The sequence below is a fragment of the Nonomuraea sp. B10E15 genome, from assembly GCF_039871615.1.
GTDB lineage: Bacteria > Actinomycetota > Actinomycetes > Streptosporangiales > Streptosporangiaceae > Nonomuraea.
In genome coordinates this window covers 519,320-539,142 of record NZ_JBDPMB010000002.1, presented here as the reverse complement: position 1 = coordinate 539,142, position 19,823 = coordinate 519,320, and the positions used below count along the sequence as shown (strand labels likewise).

At 70.0% G+C, this 19,823-nt stretch carries 18 protein-coding genes; 7 read left to right on the top strand and 11 right to left on the bottom strand.

All coding sequences use genetic code 11. The annotated features are described in order from the left end of the window. Positions 1-6: 6 nt before the first annotated feature. Complete coding sequence (locus tag ABGB14_RS11465) at positions 7-1,320, bottom strand: extracellular solute-binding protein (protein WP_347643575.1); 1,314 nt, start codon at positions 1,318-1,320, stop codon at positions 7-9. Between the two features lie 164 nt (positions 1,321-1,484). On the opposite strand from ABGB14_RS11465, the gene ABGB14_RS11460 reads away from it, so the two are divergent. The 6 genes from ABGB14_RS11460 (at position 1,485) to ABGB14_RS11435 (ending at position 9,657) form a co-directional block, all read left to right on the top strand. Further along, positions 1,485-2,483 (top strand): SDR family oxidoreductase, encoded by a 999-nt coding sequence (locus ABGB14_RS11460; RefSeq protein ID WP_347643574.1) that lies wholly within the window; start codon positions 1,485-1,487, stop codon positions 2,481-2,483. Positions 2,484-2,629: 146 nt separating this feature from the next. Further along, positions 2,630-3,628 carry a mandelate racemase/muconate lactonizing enzyme family protein gene (locus ABGB14_RS11455; protein WP_347643573.1) on the top strand — a complete coding sequence of 333 codons (999 nt, stop codon included), beginning with the start codon at positions 2,630-2,632 and terminating at the stop codon, positions 3,626-3,628. A gap of 98 nt (positions 3,629-3,726) precedes the next feature. Next, positions 3,727-4,500: a RidA family protein gene (locus ABGB14_RS11450; protein WP_347643572.1), complete on the top strand. Its 774-nt coding sequence runs from the start codon at positions 3,727-3,729 to the stop codon at positions 4,498-4,500. A gap of 10 nt (positions 4,501-4,510) precedes the next feature. Further along, on the top strand, positions 4,511-5,269 hold the full coding sequence (locus tag ABGB14_RS11445; protein WP_347643571.1) for a creatininase family protein: 759 nt from the start codon (positions 4,511-4,513) through the stop codon (positions 5,267-5,269). Positions 5,270-5,322: 53 nt separating this feature from the next. Continuing rightward, positions 5,323-6,183, top strand: coding sequence for an HAD-IIA family hydrolase (locus tag ABGB14_RS11440; RefSeq protein WP_347643570.1), 861 nt, complete (start codon positions 5,323-5,325; stop codon positions 6,181-6,183). A gap of 501 nt (positions 6,184-6,684) precedes the next feature. Next, positions 6,685-9,657, top strand: a complete 2,973-nt coding sequence (locus ABGB14_RS11435; RefSeq protein WP_347643569.1) for a BTAD domain-containing putative transcriptional regulator — start codon at positions 6,685-6,687, stop codon at positions 9,655-9,657. 95 nt (positions 9,658-9,752) lie between these two features. Here the strand turns inward: ABGB14_RS11435 and ABGB14_RS11430 are convergent, their stop codons facing one another. The 5 genes from ABGB14_RS11430 to ABGB14_RS11410 form a co-directional block, all read right to left on the bottom strand. Further along, complete coding sequence (locus ABGB14_RS11430; protein ID WP_347643551.1) at positions 9,753-9,953, bottom strand: hypothetical protein; 201 nt, start codon at positions 9,951-9,953, stop codon at positions 9,753-9,755. 157 nt (positions 9,954-10,110) lie between these two features. Then, a complete protein-coding gene (gene purU, locus ABGB14_RS11425; protein WP_347643568.1) occupies positions 10,111-10,956 on the bottom strand; it encodes a formyltetrahydrofolate deformylase in 846 nt (281 codons plus the stop codon). A gap of 14 nt (positions 10,957-10,970) precedes the next feature. Then, complete coding sequence (locus ABGB14_RS11420) at positions 10,971-11,366, bottom strand: nuclear transport factor 2 family protein (protein WP_347643567.1); 396 nt, start codon at positions 11,364-11,366, stop codon at positions 10,971-10,973. A gap of 44 nt (positions 11,367-11,410) precedes the next feature. After that, the gene (locus tag ABGB14_RS11415) at positions 11,411-11,584 is read right to left on the bottom strand and encodes a hypothetical protein (RefSeq protein WP_347643566.1); all 174 of its coding nucleotides are present in this window, start codon (positions 11,582-11,584) and stop codon (positions 11,411-11,413) included. Between the two features lie 18 nt (positions 11,585-11,602). Then, on the bottom strand, positions 11,603-12,361 hold the full coding sequence (locus tag ABGB14_RS11410; protein ID WP_347643565.1) for an alpha/beta fold hydrolase: 759 nt from the start codon (positions 12,359-12,361) through the stop codon (positions 11,603-11,605). 174 nt (positions 12,362-12,535) lie between these two features. Here ABGB14_RS11410 and asnB point away from each other — a divergent pair, with 174 nt between their 5' ends. Further along, complete coding sequence (gene asnB / locus ABGB14_RS11405; RefSeq protein WP_347643564.1) at positions 12,536-14,359, top strand: asparagine synthase (glutamine-hydrolyzing); 1,824 nt, start codon at positions 12,536-12,538, stop codon at positions 14,357-14,359. 200 nt (positions 14,360-14,559) lie between these two features. On the opposite strand, the gene ABGB14_RS11400 is transcribed toward asnB, so the two are convergent. The 5 genes from ABGB14_RS11400 to ABGB14_RS11380 form a co-directional block, all read right to left on the bottom strand. Continuing rightward, positions 14,560-15,750, bottom strand: a complete 1,191-nt coding sequence (locus tag ABGB14_RS11400; RefSeq protein WP_347643563.1) for a GntG family PLP-dependent aldolase — start codon at positions 15,748-15,750, stop codon at positions 14,560-14,562. A 75-nt stretch (positions 15,751-15,825) separates the two neighbouring features. Next, a complete protein-coding gene (locus ABGB14_RS11395; protein ID WP_347643562.1) occupies positions 15,826-16,026 on the bottom strand; it encodes an MbtH family NRPS accessory protein in 201 nt (66 codons plus the stop codon). A 10-nt stretch (positions 16,027-16,036) separates the two neighbouring features. Further along, entirely contained in the window at positions 16,037-17,560 is a 1,524-nt protein-coding gene (locus ABGB14_RS11390; RefSeq protein WP_347643561.1) for an argininosuccinate lyase, read from the bottom strand. Then, positions 17,557-18,789 carry an ATP-grasp domain-containing protein gene (locus tag ABGB14_RS11385; protein ID WP_347643560.1) on the bottom strand — a complete coding sequence of 411 codons (1,233 nt, stop codon included), beginning with the start codon at positions 18,787-18,789 and terminating at the stop codon, positions 17,557-17,559. Before ABGB14_RS11385 ends, ABGB14_RS11390 begins: the two co-directional genes overlap by 4 nt. After that, on the bottom strand, positions 18,786-19,820 hold the full coding sequence (locus ABGB14_RS11380; protein ID WP_347643559.1) for a pyridoxal-phosphate dependent enzyme: 1,035 nt from the start codon (positions 19,818-19,820) through the stop codon (positions 18,786-18,788). The genes ABGB14_RS11385 and ABGB14_RS11380 overlap by 4 nt, the downstream gene beginning before the upstream one ends. Between the last annotated feature and the right edge of the window lie 3 nt (positions 19,821-19,823).

Here is a 19,823-nt window from a genome sequence, read left to right as displayed (position 1 = left end):
CGAGCGTCATGAGTGGTGTCCCGCCCAGAAGTCGCGCTGACCGGCGGTGATCTGGGCGATGAACTCGTCCGGTGTGACTTTGCCGGTCATGAGCTTGAGATTCAGCGGCTGGAAGACCTTCTTGTCGAAGTCCGAGAAGTCTCCGAGAACTCCGTCAGTGATCTTGCTCAGGTTCTTCTCCTGCAGGAGGGCGTTGACGTCCGCCAGCTGCTTGGGCACCTCGACATCCGATCGGGGGGTGAGGTTGTTCGCCTCGCTGGAGATCTTGGACAGCCGCTCCTTGTGGAGGAAGTGGGCGATGAACTTCTGGGCCTCCTCGGCGTGGCCCGCCGCCTTCGGGACAGCGAATCCGATGACGCTCGCCGGCAATGAGTCGTCATTTCCGAGCGTCGGGAAGTTGAACGACCGGTACTCGAAACCGGGTGCCGCCAGCGTCTCGGTCTCGGTCGGAGCCCAGCTGCCCATGTAGAGGAAGTCCGCCTGGTTCTGCGCCCACTTCGTCTGGATGGCGGGGAACTTGCTGCTGTCGTACCCCGGTATGAAGTAACCCTGCTTCGCGAGGTCGGCGATGGCGGTGAGCGCGTTGCGGACGTCGGCGTTGTTCCAGCCGCTTGCCTGCTTGTCCGACACGAGCTTGTAGAAGCCACCTGTGCCGAGCGTTCGGGCCAGTGCCGTCGCCGTCCAGAACTCCGCGTACCCGGCGATGTCCCCGTCGAGGGCGATCGGGTTGCGGCCGGACGCCTTCGACTTGGCCAGGACGTCCGTGAATTCCTGCCACGTCTTCGGCGGGTTGCTCGCGACGTCGGGCAAGGTCTTGGCGTTGTACCAGATCGAGTATCCGATCACCTCGTACGGGATCAGGAACTGGGCGCCGTTGGCCGCGGTCGTGAACTGGTCGTATTTTTTCGGGATCACCTGGCGGACGGTCTTGCCTTCGCCAGGTATCTCCATGTTGTGTACGTCGCTCAGGTCCTTGAACTGATCATTCTTGACGATCGCGTTGCTGACCGTGAAGTACTGCTGATCGATGAGGTCGGGGACGTTGTCGGTGCGCAGCGCCGCCAGGAGTTTCGTGACATTGTCGCGCCCCTGCCACTCCACCTTCACCTTGATGCCGGACTCTTTCTCGAAGTCCGCGAGCGCCTTCGCCAGAACTTTGGCCTGCGGCTCTTTCTCCTGCCACATCGACCAGTAGGTGAATTCCTGAGCCGAGTCGTCCCCCGAGCCGTCGGCGGAACAGGCCGAACCGAACAGTCCAAGTGTGACGGCGAGCATGAGGGCGGCTGCTCTCTTGCGGCGGCGCCGGTGTCGCATCTGCATGGGCGCATCCTTTCAACGCGTCCCATTCAGCGGGACAGCGGACCGTTTCCCGAGGGGGTCGAAGCTAGGCGGTGCTTGCGGTGCGTGTCAACGGCCCCACCCAAGATGCCTGCGGAACGCCACCTCCTGTTCGCATTGCCGCCATTGATGGCAGCCCACGAAGCATGATTGACTCGATCTCCGTGCCACCTATAATGGTCCACTGTCCCATAAAATGGGACAAAGCAAATGAGGATCGAGGGTATCTCGTGGTGGAGTCTGGACCGCGACCGTCGGCCGGAATCGTTCCTTCTACAGCACCTGAGCACGCCGTTCCCGCTCACGACCTCGCCGGCCACACAGTCCTTGTCACCGGGGCGTCCGGCCCCGGAATCGGCTCCGGGGTGTGTGACGCGCTCCACGCGGCAGGGGCGCGACTCGTCATCAACGACCTGGTCGATGAGCACGTAGAGAGAACGGTGCGTCGCTACCCCGGCGCGGTGGGTGTGGCCGGGGACGTCTCGCGGCCGGACGACGTGGCGCGGATATTCGAGGAGGCGATCGACCGCGCCGGGCCGCTGACCGGACTCGTCAACAATGCCGGCGTCGGGCTCATCGCACCGATGCTCGACGCGACCCAAGCCGAGTTCGACCGCGTCGTCGACATCGACTTCCGGGGTGTCTGGCTGATGAGCCAGGCCTTCGCCCGGTCAGTGGTGACGCACGGCCGGCCGGGCGCCATCGTCAACGTCTCGTCGGTCCACGCCGACAAGACGATCGGCCAGTACGCCATCTACGCCAGCGCCAAGGCCGCGGTGGAGGGGCTGACCCGCGCCTGCGCCGTCGAATTCGGATCGATCGGCGTGCGCTGCAACGCCATAGCGCCGGGATATGTCCCGATCAACCGGGATCTGGTGCCGCCCGGCTATCCCGCGCACGACGCCTCCTGGATCGCCGCGCACACCGGCAGCGAGCAGGTGCTCCAGAGGACGATCGAGCCGATCGACTGTGGCTGGGCAGTGCGGTTTCTCCTGTCGGAGCAGAGCCGGTGCGTCACGGGCCAGGTGATCACCATCGATGCCGGGCTCACCGCCCGGCTCTACAACGGCGAGATGAGTGCTCGCATCTATGCCGATCGAAAACGGCAGGCGGCGCTACGTGCGGAAGGCCCGGACGCGCGATGAACGATCCCATGCGGATTTCACGGATCCGCGCGACCGAGGTCGTCGTGCCCGCGCATCCCGGAGTCATCGAGTCGCCATCGCTTCACCGCCCGCTGCACAACAAGCCGTGGAAGGGCGCCGCGAGCTGGTCCGTCCAGTTCGACGAGATGCCCAAGGTCATCCTCGAACTCGAGCTGCGGGACGGGACGGTGGGCCTCGGCGAGTTGTACCGCGCGCACGACTGGGAGTCCGTGGACGCGCTGGCCACCGCGCTGGTGGGCCTGGATCTGCGGTCAGTGAGCATGCAGGACGTGCCGCTTCCTCGTGTCCACGAGTTCGACGGCTTCGAGATGGCCGTCTGGGATGCGTTCGCGCGATCCCTCGGGCTGAGGGTCGTCGACCTGCTCGGCGGACCGCTGCGCGACCGGGTCGCGGTGAGCGCGTGGTCGAGCCACCGCCCAGTGGATGACGTCGGCGATCTGGTCCGCTCCTTCGCGTCCGCGGGCTTCACGACCGTCAAGTTCAAGTGCTCGCTCGAGGACGACGTCGTGGCGTGGTGCGGAGCCATCGCCGAGCGGGCACCCGCCATGTCCGTCGTCCTCGATCCCAACGGCCGCTTCGAACACCTCGCAGAAGCGCGCGCCATCGGGCTGGCGCTGGCCGAGATAGGCAATGTCGCCTGCCTTGAGGATCCGATCCCGCACTGGATGCTCGATGAGTGGTCACGGTTGCGATCCGTCGTCCCGATACCGCTGGCACGCCACCTGTCGCTCGCCTACCCGCAGTTTTCCGACCGCGGCAGTGAAGCCGTCGCGGTACTCCAGCGCGGCACCGCGGACATGTTCAACATCACCGCGGGGTTGAGCGATTTCCGTCGCCTCGACCACGCCCTGGACCTGTTCAACCTGCCGACCTGGCATGGATCGCAGGTCGACCTCGGTATCGCGGAGGCCGCCTATCTCCACTCCTGCGCCGCCGCACGAACGTGCGTGCAGCCCAGCGACATCTTCGGACGCCTGATCCGGTCCCACGACCTGCTCCGCCAACCACTACGGATCGAGCCCCCTTACGCGTTTCTTCCAGACGGAATCGGTCTAGGCGTCGAGCTCGACGAGCAGGCCCGCGTCGAGTTCCGGACAGCCGAGAAGGAGTACCTGCCGCAGTGAGCCCAGAGAACCCATTCCCAGCAGATCCCGATCGCGGCGCGATCTGGACGATGCTCGTCGATCGCGACATCAGCGCGTACGTCCGCAACGAGTGGACCATGGTCGAGGCCGACTATGTCAGCTCGTCGGAATTCGTGTCGATCGATGCCAGAAGGACGTCGAACCCCGATTCCTGGAGAGTCGGGCAGAATCTCGCGGCCTACCGTGACTCATGGTCGGCGGGCAGCGCGGAACTGGGCGCGGCCGTTCCGGCTGACACGTTGGAGGCCGGGTTGCGGGAGGCCACGACGCTGCGGGACATCGAGATTCACGAGGCGGACGCTGTCGCGCACAAGAAGTTCGACGGGACGATCCGCCGTCGCGACGGTGGACTGGTGCACCTCAACTGGCAGACCCTCTACCTCTGCCGGCGGGACGCCGATCGCTGGCGCATCAGGGGGTTCATCGGCCGGCTGCCGAACCCGATGGGGGACAGCTCCGTCGCGTCCCCCGCGAAGGACCTCCCTGCCCATGCCACCCAACATGCCACCGCCGGGCCCTACTCCCCGGTCCTGACCGTGCGGGCGGACCGCCTGGTCGTGGTGTCCGGCCAGGCCGCGATCGTGCAGGACGGCTCGGTCGTCGGGGATGACATAGAAGAGCAGACGCATCTCACTCTCCAGAACTGCCGACGCCAGCTGGCGTTCGCCGGATGCACGCTCGCCGACGTCGTGAAGGTGAACGCCTATCTCACCGACATGGCGACCTGGGGACGTTTCAACTCGGTCTACCGGACGTACATGCCGGAACCCTGCCCCGTGCGCACAGTGGTCGGAGCGGCCCTGCTCGACGGGCTCCTCGTCGAAGTGGAGATGTGGGCGGTCGCACGATGAGAGCCGCCTCATGACGTACTGGGAACAGATGACCTCGGCCCGACTCGCCACGGTCGACAGGTCCCTGCCGGTCATACTCCCGCTCGGTGCGGTCGAGCAGCACGGACCACACCTCCCGCTGGCGACGGACCGTATCCTCGTCGACCACTTCTGTCAGGGGATCGACCGGCACCTCGGTGACGACGTGCTGATCCTGCCCACCGTCTCGGTCGGCTACTCCAAGCACCACGACGACTTTCCCGGCACCTTGTCCCTGACGCACGAAACGCTGCTGCGCCAGATCGTGCAGACCGCCGACTCAGCTCTGCGGCACGGCATGACCAGCCTGCTGATTCTCAACGCCCACGGTGGCAACGAAGGCATCGCCCAGGTCGCCCTGGAACAGCTCGGGCACAGCCGGCCCGAATGCAAGATCGTCCGGACGGCGTGGTGGCAGATAGCTTCCGAGGCCCTGCTCGCCATCAGTACGACCGGCCCGGGCGGTGTCGGTCACGCATGCGAACTCGAAACCTCGCTGCTGTTGGCCATCGCCCCCCACCTCGTTGACGAGTCCGCCATACCGCCGCGCGAGAACAAGAGCTGGTTCAGCTGGGACACCGCCGACATGCTCCGCTCGGGGAGCGCCATCATCTACCGCCGCTTCGCCGACGTCTCGTCCACGGGCGTGTTCGGCGACCCCCAGGCCGCCTCCGCGGAAAAGGGGCAGCAGATCAGCGAGATCGTCACGCAGCGCCTGGTTGACCTCGTCCGGTCCATGACGGTCCGGTGAGGGCAGACGTCATTCGTGCAGGACTTCCGGGCCCCACTGACGAGAGGAACCCCGTGCGAGGCGACAACGAGTGCAGGCGCGCAGGCCGGACCGTGCGCCCCGGCGCGCGCCGGGGCGCGTACCGGGCCGTGATCTGCGACCTCGACGGCACCGTGTATCGAGCGGGCCGGCCGCTGCCGGGAGCCGTCGAGAGCTTGGAGCGGATGCGCGCGGCGAACGTGCCCGTTCTCTTCGTCTCCAACAACCCCACCCGCTCCTCGGCATCGTACGCCGAACGGCTGCGGGCGCTGGGCGTGGCCGCAGCGCCGGAAGACGTGCTGACCTCTGGTGGCGTGGTCATAGATTGGCTCCTGGCCGAGGCGGCGGGCGCACGGGTCCTGCTGGTCGGCGAATCGAGCCTGCACGCCGAACTCGCCGGACACGGCATCGGTCTCGTCGACAGCGGCCGCGACGCGGATGTGGTCGTGGTTTCGTTCGACCGTACCTTCGACTATCGCAAGTGGATGGAGGCGTTCCGCGCGCTGCGGGCCGGAGCCCGGTTCGTCGCCACGAACCCCGACCCGACCTGTCCCGTCGACGATGGGGAGGTCCCCGACTGCGGGGGAATCATCGCCGCTCTCGAGGTGACCGTCGGACGCCGGGTCGAGGTCGTCGTGGGCAAGCCGTCGGCGATGATGGCGCACGCCGCACTCGATCGGCTGCGGGCCGCCGCTCATGAGGTGCTCGTCGTCGGGGACCGGCTCGAAACAGACGTTCGTCTGGGCACGCGCAACGGCCTGGACACAGCGCTCGTCCTGACTGGTGTGACCGATCCGGCCGACCTGCACACGGCACCCGACCAGCCGACCTTCGTCCTGGACGATCTCGCGGCGCTGCCGTCCCTGGTGGGGCTCACCGAACCGGAGGCCGGCTGAGCATCCTCAGCACCAGGCTTCCGGCCGGCACCGGCTTGCCGCCGAGGTATCCGACGAGCAGGTCGCGAACCATAACGGGGCCCGGAAGACTACGGGGACGCCCGCGTGCCCCGTAATTCAGCGGTCTGGAAGAATCTTGGGTGAGCTGACATGGGTACGGCCGGGTCGGTGATTTAGTTCGTCACGGCCGTGCCTTTATGTCGATACAACACGCTGGTGGGCGCGCACTGCCGTCGGCCGCAAAGAGTGTCAGAAGATCGCTTGCGTGCGGCATTCAGGAAAGTGCGGTGGCCGGAAATGGCGGCCAATTCCAGCCGCGCGACCGCCGCTAATCGACCCTTTTGGAAGGTAGAGGAATTGGGTCCTTGACGCGGCACCTGTCCCTATATACGTTGATCGCAACAACCTTCCATACCGCCCCCGACGCCGCACCTCACCGGTGTCAGGCGGGCATGGAACGCGTGCTTGTCAAGTTACTCAGAATGACTCGGGGGCCGCGCAGTGGCTGGGGGTTTTGGAACGCCGTTCCGGATCCTCGGGCCCATCGAACTCTGCAACGGCGACACCGTCGTGCCCATCGCACCCGGGCGGCAGCCGATCGTTCTCGGGGCGCTGCTGCTGGAAGCCAACCACATCGTCAGCACCGAGCATCTCATCGACGCCGTGTGGGACGAGGATCCTCCGTCGAGCGCGCGCAGCCAGGTGCAGATCTGCATTTCGGCACTGAGGCGGCTGCTCACGCTCTTGCCGGTCGAGGCCGAGATCGTCCGGCGCTCGCCCGGCTACCAGCTCAGCATCACGCCGGAGGATCTGGACTCGTACTGCTTCGAGAGCTTGGTGCACGAGGCCGGGAACCTGGCGCAGGCGGAGGACATCCTCGGGGCGGCCGAGATGTTGCGGGAGGCGCTGTCCCTGTGGCGGGGACCCGCGCTCAGCGGGGTCGCGAGCCAGGTGCTGGAGAGCAAGGCGCTGCGTCTGGACGAGTCCCGGCTCACCGCCCACGAGACCTGCATCAACCTCGAACTGGAGCTGGGCAGGCACCGCGAGCTGATCGGCGAGCTGACGGACCTGGTGCGGCGCAACGCGCTGCGCGAGCGGCTGCGCGGCCAGCTGATGCTTGCCCTGTACAGATCGGGACGGCAGGCGGAGGCCCTCGACGTCTACCGGGCCGGGCGTACACACCTCATCGAGGAACTGGGCCTGGAGCCGGGCGAGGAGCTGCGCCAGCTCGAATCGGCGATCCTGGCGGGCGACGAGTCGCTGCTGCTCGACCGGCCGGCTCACGTCACCGCCACCGCCGCGTCCGCGTCCGAACAGCCCGCGGTGCTCCTGTCGGTCACCCCGCACCAGCTCCCGACCGACATCCCGGACTTCACCGGGCATCGGTCCCTGATCGAGACGGCGGAGAACTTCTTACGCGGAGGCGATGCCGAGGCGGTCCGCATCGTCGTGATCAGCGGCAAGGCGGGGGTGGGCAAGAGTTCCCTGGCCGTGCACCTCGCTCACCGCCTGTCCGGCGAGTTTCCCAACGGGGAGCTCTACCGGGACTTACGGGGCAGCCAGCCTCAGACCGTGCCACCCGCCGACACGCTTGGCACGTTCCTGCGCTCGCTCGGGATCCCGGGCCCTGCCGTGCCGAGCAGCGTCGAGGAGCGTACCGCCACCTATCGCAGCATGCTGGCCAACACGCAGACGCTGGTGATGCTGGAAGACGTGGAGAGCGAGGCCCAGGTCGTCCCGCTGCTGCCGGGCAGCGCCGGATGCGCGGTGATCATCACCAGCCGTGCGCGGCTGACCGGGCTGCCCGGCGCGCTGCAGCTCCCCGTGGAGGTCATGGACCAGGAACAGTCACTGGAGCTGATCGGGAAGGTCATCGGCCCCGACCGGGTGGCGGCCGAGCCGGAAGCCGCCGCCGCGCTGACCCAGGTGGTGGGCGGCCTGCCGCTGGCGCTGAGGATCGTGGCGGCCCGGCTCGCCGCCCGCCCGCACTGGTCGCTGGCCTCGATGGTGGGCCGCCTGGCCGACGAGCGGCACCGGCTCGACGAGCTCGCTCACGGCGAGATGGTCGTCAGGAAGAGCCTTTCGCTCACGTACGAGAGCATGGACGAGCGCACCCGCAGGCTCCTGCGGCTGCTGAGCGTGGCGGAGTCCGTGACGATCCCCGCCTGGTTCGCCGGGGCCCTGCTCGACGACGACGTGTACCGCGCCATGGACCGGCTGGAGCAGCTCGTCGACGACCAGATGCTCGACGTGGCCGGGGTGGACGCGGGCGGCGATCCGCGCTACAAGTTCCACGGCCTCATCCGGGTGTTCACCCGGGAGCGGCTGCACGAGCACGAGGACGAGCCGACCAGGCTCACCGTACTCGGCCGGGTGACGGGCGCATGGTTGCACATCGCGGAGGAGGCGCACCGCCGCCTGCACGGGGGCGACTACACGCTCCTGCACGGCTCGGCCCCGCGCTGGACACTCCCGGGCCACCACCTCGACCGGCTGCTGGAGAGCCCGCTCGACTGGCTCGAACGCGAGCGGGGCAACCTGTGCGCCGCCGTGATGCAGGCCGCCGACCACGGCCTGGACGAGGCGTGCTGGGACCTGGCGGTCACCCTGGTGTCCCTCTTCGAGACCCGCAGCTATTTCGAGGACTGGCAGCACACGCACGAGAGGGCGTTGATCGCCACCAGGTCGGCGGGCAACGTGCGCGGCATGTCGGCGCTCATGTGCTCGCTCGGCTCCATGCATCTCAACCAGCGCCGCACCTCCCTGGCGCGCCCGCTGCTGGAGTCGGCGCTCGCCCAGTTCCGCGAACTCGGCGACGAGCACGGTACGGCCCTGGCCTCGCGGAACCTGGGCCTGCTCCACTACCGGCAGGGGGAGCTGGACAGGGCCGCGGAGCTGTACCGGCAGGCACTGGCCGGGTTCCGGCTCCACACGGACCTGGTCGGCGAGGCCCACGTCCTGGCGAACATGGCGCAGATCGAGCTGGACCTGCAGCAGTACGCCGCGGCGGAGGAACGGCTGAACCGGGCCCTGGAGATCGTCAGGGAGACCAGCAGCCGCCGGGTGGAGGCCCAGGTGCTGAACAAGCTCTGCAAGACGCACCTGCTGAGCGGCGACTACGAGCGGGCCGAGCAGGTCGAGGGCACCGTCCTGCGCATGGTGCGCGACATCGGCGACATCATCGGCGAGAGCTACGCCCTGCAGAACCTCGGCATCGTGTACGGCCGGCAGCGGAAGTTCGACACGAGCGAGCGCATGCTGCGGCAGGCGGTGGAGGTCCGGGAAGGGATCATGGACCATCTGGGCGCCTCGCAGATCCGGCTCGACCTGGCCGAGATCCTGACGGTCAAGGGTGACACCACCGAGGCGCTGGCGGTCGCGGAGAAGGCGCTGGCCATGTTCCAGGAACGGCAGGCCGAACAGTGGTCAAGGAGGGCCGACGAGATCGTCGCGGCCCTCCTTGACCGGGGGTGACCCGGCTGCCGGGGTCGGCTGCCGGATTCGGGCGGGTTCAGCCCACGGGGGCGGGAGTGGGCTGGTCCCACGGCGTGTCGTTCGTGGGGGTGGAGCTAGTCCCAGGGCGTGTCGTCGTTGGTGGGGGTGGGGCCGTCCCAGGGGGTGTCGTTGGTGGGGGTGGGCTGGTCCCAGGGGGTGTCGGTGGTGGGGGTGGGTCCGTCCCAGGGGGTGTCGGCGTAGGCGATGGCGGTGGCGGGGCCGAGCAGGGTGGCGAGGGAGATCGTGGCGGTGATGACGATCTTCTTGATCTGCATGGCGGGGACCCCTTCACCTGGGCTTTCGGCTGGTTGCTGCGATGCCTCAGAAGGTATGGAAGGAGTCATTCGCGGCCCTATCGCGCGGCTTATCGCCGCCGGGTGCGTCCCGTGATGGCGCGACGATAGGTTCGTGACAGCCTCGTGACGGCTTCGCCTACCTGAACACCACCACCCGGTTGCCGTTGAGAAGGAGCCGGTGCTGGATGTGCCACTGGACCGCCCGCGCCAGCGCCAGGCACTCGACGTCGCGCCCGGCGGCGGCCAGGCGGTCGGGACAGAAGGTGTGGTCGACGCGGACGACCTCCTGCTCGATGATGGGCCCCTCGTCCAGGTCGGCGGTCACGTAGTGCGCGGTCGCGCCGATCAGCTTCACCCCGCGGACGTGAGCCTGCCGGTACGGCCCGGCGCCCTTGAAGCTGGGCAGGAACGAGTGGTGGATGTTGATGGCCCTGCCGTCGAGCTGCTTGCACACGTCGTCGCCGAGGATCTGCATGTACCTGGCCAGAACGACCAGGTCGATCCGATGCTCCTCCACCAGCGCCAGCAGCCTGTCCTCCGCGTCCTGCCTGGTGTCCGGGGTCACGGGGACGTGCTCGAAGCGGATCCCGTGGGAGGTCACCAGGTCGGCCAGGTCGGGATGGTTCGACACCACGAGCGGGATGTCGGCGGGCAGCTCTCCGATGCGCCGGCGGAAGAGCAGGTCGTTGAGGCAGTGGCCGTACTTGGAGACCATGATGAGGAGGCGCGGCCTGGCGGAGGCGTCGGCGAGCCGCCATTGCATGCCCAGGCTCTCGGCTGTCGGGGCAAAGTCGGCCCGCAGCTCCGCGAGGTCGCCCGGCGCGCTGAAGTGCACGCGCATGAACAGCCGGCTCGAGGCGTTGTCCCCGTGCTGCTGGCTCTGCAGGATGTTGCCGCCGTGCCGCAGCAGGAATCCGGAGATCGCGTGAACCACGCCCGCGCGGTCGGGGCAGGCGAACGTGAGCACATACTCCTCCGACATGCCATCCTCCTAGGTCAGCCAGGGGCGATGAAGTAGAACGTCTGCTGGGCGGAGAAGAGGCCGCTGGCGGAGAGCGTGAAGACGTCGGCGAACTCCAACGGCCCCTCGCCGGGCTCGTCCGGCTCCCGCGTACGGCTTCCGACGACGGCGATGTGTTCCGTGGAGGCGATGACCGTGCTCACCGTGTGGTGGCAGCGCCCGACCCGCTTCTCCTGGAAGCGCTCCAGCTCGGTCCGGCCGCGCACGGTCAGGCCTGGCCTGCTCAGCACCACGTCCTTCTCGAAGAGCGAGGCGTAGGCGTCGACGTCGCCGGCGTCGAGGTATTCGTAGCTGAGCTGGGCGTGGTCCACGGCGATGGAGGCGAGGCCGGCGCTGCGGACGCATCCGGCCCGCGGATCATCGTGAGACATGGTTGCGGTTCCCTCTGTCTGCGGCGGGCGGGGCGGGCCGGCGGTCAGGAAGCTCCGTGCCGCTCCCGGACCATCAGCAGGAAGAGCTCGTCCTTCTGGTCCAGGGCGTGGATGCGGGAGAACATGCCGTCCAGGTCCCGCGGGCAGGACAGGCGGCGGTGGTGGCGGCTGCGGAAGGCGTCGCAGCGCTGCTCGATGACCTGGCCGTAGTCGTTCATGGGTGTCCCTTCTCGCCGCTAGCCGCGGCTGAACTGGAGCTGGCCGAGCAGCTCTCCCACGGACTCCAGCACCGTGGGCAGCTCCTCGTGGATGAAGAAGTGGTCGCCCGGCAGCACGCGCATGCTGAACGGCCCGCCGGTCAGGTCGCCCCAGGCGGCGACGTCCGCCACGGAAACGGCGGCGTCGGCGGCGCCGCACAGCGCGTCGATCGGCACCGGGATCGGCGTGCGGGGAGCCCAGGACTGTCCGGCCACCACGGCGAAGTCGGCTCGCAGGGTGGGCAGGGCGAGGTCGACCAGCTCGGGCGAGTCGAAGAACGCGGGCGGCGTGCCGCCGAGCCCGCGCAGGTGAGCCAGGAACTCCTGGTCAGGCAGCAGGTGGGCGGCGGCGGGCGGCCCCAGGTGCGGCGGCGGCGAGCCGGCCGCGATGATCCGCTCGGGCAGCGGCCAGCCCCGCTCCAGCAGGGCGCAGGCGACCTCGTACGCGATCCGCGCGCCCATGCTGTGCCCGAAGATCGCGAACGGCCGGTCAAGGTACGTGCGCACGCCCGCGAGGAGGTCGTCCACGAGAGCGCCCATGTCGTGGTGCGGCGGCTCGCTGAACCTGCTCCCCCTGCCGGGCAGCTGGAGCGGGATCACCGCGGCCCCGTGGATCTCCCGTGGCCATTCCTGGTACACGTTCGCGCTGCCACCCGCGTAGGGCAGGCAGAACAGGATGCGCTGCGCGTCGCCTACGGGCCGGGCCGTCCAGCGGCCGGGCCGGGTTCTGAGGGACATGGGTCCTCCTTGACTTCCCTGTGTCTCCAAGGTCCCCGCAACAGCCGCGGGACACAATCAGGGGAAATCCCCTGATGCGCGGACCCAGGGGGAAGTCCCGCAGGTCGCTTGCCCCGTCCGGGGTGTTCGGCATATCACCGATTTCAGGCCGCTCTCACGGAAAGGTGTTCGGCGATGTGTGGAATAGTCGGATGGGTCGACTGGCAACGTGACCTACGCGACCACCGCGACGTGCTGGCCGCGATGACCGAGACGCTGGCCTGCCGGGGCCCTGACGGTTCCGGCGTGTGGACCGCCCGTCACGTGGGGTTCGGGCACCGCAGGCTGGCCGTGCTCGACGTGGCGGGCGGCGCCCAGCCCGCGGTGGCGGAGGCGGTCGCGATGACCTACAACGGCGAGGTCTACAATTTCCGCGAATTGCGCGATGAATTACGGGCCAAGGGCCACCGCTTCACCACCACGTGTGACACGGAAGTGGTCTTGCGTGCCTATCTCGAATGGGGAGAGGATTTCGCCGGACGGCTGTCCGGAATATATGCGCTGGCCATCTGGGACGGGCGTACCGAAGAGCTGGTGCTGGTGCGGGACCGGCTCGGCGTGAAGCCGCTGTACTTCACCGGGACCCCGCACGGAGTGATCTTCGGCTCTGAGCCCAAGGCCCTGCTGGCCAACCCCGGCTTCGCGCCCGTCATCGACGCCGACGGGCTCGCCGAGCTCTTCGCCGCCGCGTCGGCGCCCACGCCCGGCCGCTCCCCCCTGCGCGGCCTGTCCGAGGTCCGCCCCGGAACGCTGGTACGGGTGAGCAGGCGGGGCACGCGCCACCGCACGTACTGGAGCCTGACCGCGCGGCCCCACGAGGACGGCGACGAGGCGACCGTGCGGCGCGTGCGCGAGCTCCTGAGCAGCGCGGTGGACGAGCAGCTCGTCTCCGACGTGCCGCTGTGCAGCCTGCTGTCGGGCGGCCTGGACTCCAGCGCGGTGACGGCCCTGGGCGCCCGGTCCTACCGGGGCGGCGCGTACGGCGACAAGCTGAGCAGCTACGCGGTCGACTTCCACGACAGCGGCAAACATTTCCAGGAGACCACGCTGCACCACAGCCTCGACGCGCCCTACGCCCGGGCGGTCGCCTCCCACGTCGGCACCAGCCACACCGAGGTGCTGCTCGACGTGCCCGACCTGCTGGCCTGGTCCGACGCCACGACCAGGGCGCGCGACCTGCCGGGGCTGGGCGACGCCGACATCTCCCTGCACCTGCTCTTCCGCAGGGTGGCCAGGGACTGCACGGTCGCGCTGTCGGGCGAGTCGGCCGACGAGGTGTTCGGCGGCTACCCGTGGTTCGCCAGGGAGGCGGCCGAGCCCACCGGGTTCTTCCCCTGGTACCGCGCCGCGCCGCTGGGCCTGGCGGGCCTGCTCGGGGCGGAGGCCGCGGCCTGGTGCCGGCCCGGCGCGTACCTGGCCGAGAGTTACGCGCAGGCGATGCGGGAGGTGCCGCGGCTCGGCGGGGAGAGCTCCGCCGAGCGGCGGCTGCGCGAGGTCGGCCACCTGTACCTCACGCGTTTCCTGCCTCTCCTGCTGACGCGCATGGACCGCATGAGCATGGCGGCGGGGCTGGAGGTCCGGGTGCCGTTCTGCGACCACCGGCTGGTGGACTACGTCTGGAACGTGCCGTGGCGGCTCAAGAACGCCGGCGGCATCGAGAAGGGGCTGCTGCGCCGCGCCGTGGCGGATCTGCTGCCCGCCGAGGTGCTCAACCGGCCCAAGAGCGCCTACCCCGCCATGCAGAACCCCGCCTACGTGGCATCGCTGCGCGCCCGGGTGCGCGACGCGGTCGCCGATCCGGCCGGTCCGCTGAAGGACCTGCTCGATCCGGGCGCGGTCAGGGCGCTGCTCGACCCCGGCGGCCCGCAGCCCGCCACCACCCTGGGCAGCGTCCGGGCGCTGGGGTTCCTGGTGCAGTTCGACCACTGGTTCCGTACGTACGGCGTGGCGTTCGCCTGAACGCCGGCGGCCCGGCTCGTCGTTCACGAGCCGGGCCCTCGTGCTCTTCAGTAGGGAAGTCTCCGCCCGGAGGGCGTGCGAAGATCGGGCTGCTGCTCGCGCAGGTGCTTGGAGGGGCGCTTGGGGAGCTGGATGCGCTTCATGGTCCGGTCCTTCCCTGGTTCCGGCGTTTCCTCTCACCTCCACGATGCGAAGTACCCTTATCGTCGCGGCATCATCCCGCTCTCATGGCGGGCCGGGAACTCGGCGCCACGGGGGCCCGGGGCCAGCAGGTCGGCGAAGATGGCGATGGCCCGGTCGATGGCCTCCCGCCCGACGTACGCGTGCGTCACCGCCCGGATGCGCCCGCGACCGAGCTCCTCCACCCGCACGCCCCGCCGGGCCGCGGCGGCGATGAACGACCTGGTGGTGTACCGGTCGTCGCGGATGCGGAAGAAGACCATGTTGGTCACCGGCGGGCCGGGGTCGAGGCGTACGCCGGGCAGCCTGGACAGCCCTCTGGCCAGCCGGGTCGCGTTCTCGTGGTCCTCGGCCAGCCTGTCGGTCATCTCGGTGAGCGCGATGATGCCGCACGCGGCGATCATTCCGGACTGGCGCATGCCGCCGCCGAGCATCTTGCGCATCCGCCGGGCGTGCGCGATCAGCTTGCGGTCGCCCACGAGCACGGATCCGATCGGCGCCGAGAGCCCCTTGGACAGGCACACCTGGATGGTGTCGGCGTAGTGCCCGATCTCGGCGGGCGTGACGCCGAGCGCCACCGCCGCGTTGAACAGCCGGGCCCCGTCCAGGTGCAGTCCGACGCCGTGACGGCGGGCGAGCTGGCCTACCTCGGCCAGGTAGTCGAGCTGGAGGGGCAGCCCGCCGCACCGGTTCTGCGGGGTCTCCAGGCTGATCACCGCGGGCGGCGCGATCTGCGGGTCGGAGCGGTCGACCGTGCAGGCCTCCTCGATGTCGGCCAGGTCGATCGTGCCGTCGCGCTGGTTGGGCAGTGCGTCGTAGACGATGCCGCCGCACAGTGAGGCGCCACCAGCCTCGTAGACGTAGATGTCCGACTCATGGCCGACGATGGCCTTGCCTCCGCGCGGGCAGTGCGCCAGCAGCGCCGTGAGGTTGGCCATGGTGCCGCTCGGCATGAGGCAGCCGGCCTCCTTGCCCAGCAGGTCGGCCGCCAGGGCCTCCAGCCGGGTCACCGTGGGGTCCTCGCCGTAGACGTCGTCGCCGAGCGGGGCGCGGGAGGCGGCCTCCAGCATGGCCGGGGTCGGCAGGGTGAAGGTGTCGCTCCTCAGCTCCACATGGCCGGAGGACTCGGGAGAGCCCGCGCCGCCGGCCGTGAGGATCGGCGCGGGGTCGTGCATCACGTCGTACGTAGGGTTGTGCAGCAGGCTTGTCATGGGATCTCCAGGGGAGCAGCGCGGCGGCGGAGGTGCCGGCCGCCCCGGACGTCCGGAGCGGCCGGCGGGGAAGGGCTAGCGGGCGGTGGCGGCCATGTGCTCGCGCAGGCTGCGCGGGCGCATGTCGGTCCAGATCTCGTCGATGTGTGCCAGGCAGTCGTCCTTGGGCCCGGCGAACCCCTGGGCCTGCCAGCCCTCGGGCGGCTGCCGGTCGGCCGGCCAGATCGAGTACTGGTGCTCGTCGTTGCGTACCACGGTGTACTGGCGCTCGGTCATGATGCTCTCCTCATGCGGTTTTCTGGTGGTTGGTGAGAATGTCGTGCACGGCCGCGTCGAGTTCGGCGGCGGCCTCGGCCCACCGCCTGCGACGGCGGGCCGCGCGGCGGCGCAAGTCGGTCAGGCGGGCGCCGACGTCGGGCAGGGCCGCTTCCAGCGCTCCCGGCCCCGGCCCGCCTCCGTAGTTCGCGGTGGCCGCGACGGCATCGGGGTCGAGCCCCGACCACACCGCCGGCCCGTACTGGGGCAGGCGCTGCCGGGCCACGTCCTCCAGCGGCCGGCCGGTCTCCAGCGCCTCGACCGCGATGGCGCCCACCCGGTGGTGCGCGCTGCGGAACGGCATGCCCGCGCTCACCAGGCGCTCGGCCAGGTGGGTGGCCACGGTCTGCCCCTCCACCGCGCTCTGCCGCATCCGCGCCGCGTCCGGCTCCGCGCCCTCCAGCACCAGCCGGAGCAGGACGACGGCGTCCGTCGCCGCCTCCAGCGTGGACCAGATGTGCGCGACCGCCTCGGTGCCCACGGCGATGGCGTTCGTGAAGCGGGAGGTGCACATGGCGCTGACCGCGGCCGTGAAGGCGCCGAGCGCCACGGTGGCGCGGCCCTGCACGTGTTCGAGCAGGAACGGGTTGCGCTTCTGCGGCATCATGGAGCTCGACCCCACCACGTCGTCGGCCAGGTGCAGCAGCCCGGACTCGACGCTGGACCAGTGCTGCACGTCGTGCGCGACGCGGCACAGCAGCACGCCCAGCACCGCCGCCGCCGACGTCAGCCGCAGCACGACGTCCCTGGAGGCGACCGCGTGCACGGAGTTGGCCAGCGGCTCGGAGAAGCCCAGCAGCCGGGTGGTGCGCCGCGGGTCGATCGGCAGGGACGTTCCGCCCACGGCCCCGGCGCCCAGGGGATTCTGCTCGATCTCCTCCCCCGCGTTCCACAGGTCCGCCATATCCCTGACCAAGGCGGCCGCCACGCCGACCAGGTAGTGGCCGTACGTGATGGGCACCGCGGGCTGGTGGTGGGTGTAGGCGGGCATCGTCACGGCGGCGTACCGGCGGCCGTCGCTCAGCAGCCGCCGGCCCAGCAGGTCGCACTCGGCCAGCAGCCGGTCGTACGGCTCGCGCAGCCGCAACCGGATCACCGTGGCGTTGAGGTCGTTGCGGGAGCGGCCGCTGTGCAGGATGCCGCCGACGTCGGGCCCGAGCGTGTCGATCAGGTACGACTCGTAGGCCAGGTAACGCCCGCGCGGCGCCGGGAGGTCGATCAGCGGCCCGAAGTGCGCCTTGCGCAGCCGCTCGATCCCTTCGAGCAGCCGCTGGGCCGCCTCGGGCGCGGCGATGCCCTGCTCGACCAGCATGACCAGGTGCGCCCGGTCCACCTGGCTGATGAGCTGCAGCTCGGCCGCGACGGGCTCGGCCGACGGCCGCAGGTGCCGGTCGAAGAGGATCTCCTGCGCGGCCGCGCACACGGGACGCTTCAGCCGGCCGGAGTCCCAGGACGTGGGAGAGGAAGCGGGGATCGACGTCGTCGGGCTACTCATGGTGACACTCCTTCGGGGAGCGGCCGGATGGCTGTCCTGAGACAGTCCAGGGCGGCGGCCGCGGCCGCGCTGCTCTCTTCGGCCCGGTCGGACACGGTGAGCACGTGTCCGATCCGGTCGCGGAAGTCGCGAGCCGGCCGCAACCGGTCGCCACGACCGCGATACAACGTGATCTCTTCCACGCCGGGCAACCGCGTGGCCGCGCCGAGCGTGTCAGGAGGGCCGTCCAGGACGGCCGGGAGGTCGCTGACCAGGAAGCGGATGCAGGCGTGCCGGTCGTGGACGGGGGTCAGCCTGACGCGCGCGCCGAGAGCGGCGGCCACCTGCGCGGTGACCAGGTCGAGCCCGCTGGCCCTGCGGACCATCTCGGGGATCATGCCGCCGGCCAGCCTGCAGTTGACCTCGATCACCCGCGGGCCGTCCTCGGTGAGCCTGAGCTCCACGTGTGCGGCGCCGAAGCCCAGGCCGAGCCCGCGCACCGCGTGCTCGGCGGTCTGCCGCATCCGGGCGGCCTCGGGGTACGGCAGTCCTGCGGGCAGGTCGTGACCGATCTCCACGAAGTACGGGGCGGGCCCGAGGTGCTTGGCGACGACGGCCACGGCGAAGCCGGCGAAGGTCTCCACCGAGAACTCCGGGCCTCGTACGTACTCCTCGACCAGCACCAGGGGCTCGACCGGCAGGCCGCGCTCGTTGGCGGTGACGGCGAGCAGGCTCTCGGCGTGGCCCGCCACGTCCTTGTCGTCGGAGCACTTCAGCACGCCCGTGCTGCCCGACCCGGCGGCCGGCTTGACGACCACGGGATAGCCGATGGCCCGCGCGGCCGTCACCGCCTCCCTCGCCGAGGCGGCGGCGGCGTGGCGCGGCGAGGGCACGCCGGCGGCCGCCATCGCGTCGCGCTGCCGCCCCTTGTGCCGGCAGGCGGTCACGGCGGCGGGGTCGGGGCCGGGCAGGCCGAGCTCGGCGGCCACCTGGGCGGCCGCCGGCACGTAGTACTCGGAGCTGGTGGTCACGCCGGCCAGGTCCGGCACGTCGCGCGCGGCGCGCAGCACCGCCTCGGCGTCGCCGGTGTCCACGCGGCGGGTCTCGATCCGGTGCTCGCGGGCGTAGCCGTAGCGGTCCGGGTCGGTGGCCAGCAGCAGCGGCCGGGCGCCGAGCTCGCGGGCACGCCGGGCGAACAGCGGGCCGGTCCCGGTGCTGTTGCTCTCGACGAGCAGCAGGGTCGCGGTCATGGCCGCACCCCGATCAGGTCGTGGAGCCGCCGCCGGTTCCAGTCGATGCGCGACCAGCCGCCGAGCTCCTGTGCCGGATGGGCGACCTCGACCGGCTCGGGGGCCACGGGGGCGTCGAGCAGATCGATCGCGCGCAGCCACTCGTCGTCGTAGACGGTGTCCAGGTAGCGGTAACCCTCGTCGGGGAGCAGGGCGACCACCTGCGCGTCGGGGTTGCACCTGGCCCACCAGGAGGCGACCAGGAAAGCGGCGCCGCTGGTCGGGCCCATGAACAGGCAGTGCCTGCCGTAGAGCCGGCGGGTGGCGTGGAAGGCCTCGGCCGGGCCCACCCAGTGGACCTCGTCGTAGCTCTCGTGCTGGACGTTGCCCGGCACCAGGCTGTTGCCGAGGCCGCGCAGGAGGCGGGGCCGGTCGGGCTGCCCGAAGATGATGCTGCCCGGCGTGTCCACTCCGACCAGGTGCAGGTCGGGCGACACGAGCCTGAGGAAGGAGCTGGTGCCGAGGGTCGAGCCGCCGGAGCCGACGGCCCCGACCAGGCAGTCGATGGGCCCGATGGCCTCGGAGAGCTGCTCGGCGACGACGGAGTAGGCCGCGGGGTTGTCCGGGTTGCCGTACTGGTTGGGGATGTAGTGGTCGGGATGCTCCTCACGCAGCTCGGCCAGCCGGTCCAGGCGGGCGCGCTGGTAGCCGCCCTCGGGGCTCGGGTCCTCGCAGATCTCCACGCGGGTGCCGAGCTGGTTCAGCCGCCGCCGCAACCCGGGGTCGATCGCGGGATCGCCCACGATCGTCAGGGCGTTGCCGCGCAGACGGCACACGATCGCCAATCCGAGCCCGAAGGTGCCCGAGGAGGTCTCCAGCACCGTGGTGCCCCAGTCCAGCTCGCCCCGCTCGGCGGCGCGATCGAGCATGTAACGGGCAGGCAGCAGCTTCATCAGCCCGAACGCGGCGACATGCAGGTTGTGCCCGATCCGGATGAGCCTCGGCAACTGCGTCGCTTCGACAATGGATCGGCTGGGCGCGACGGATCGCATGGT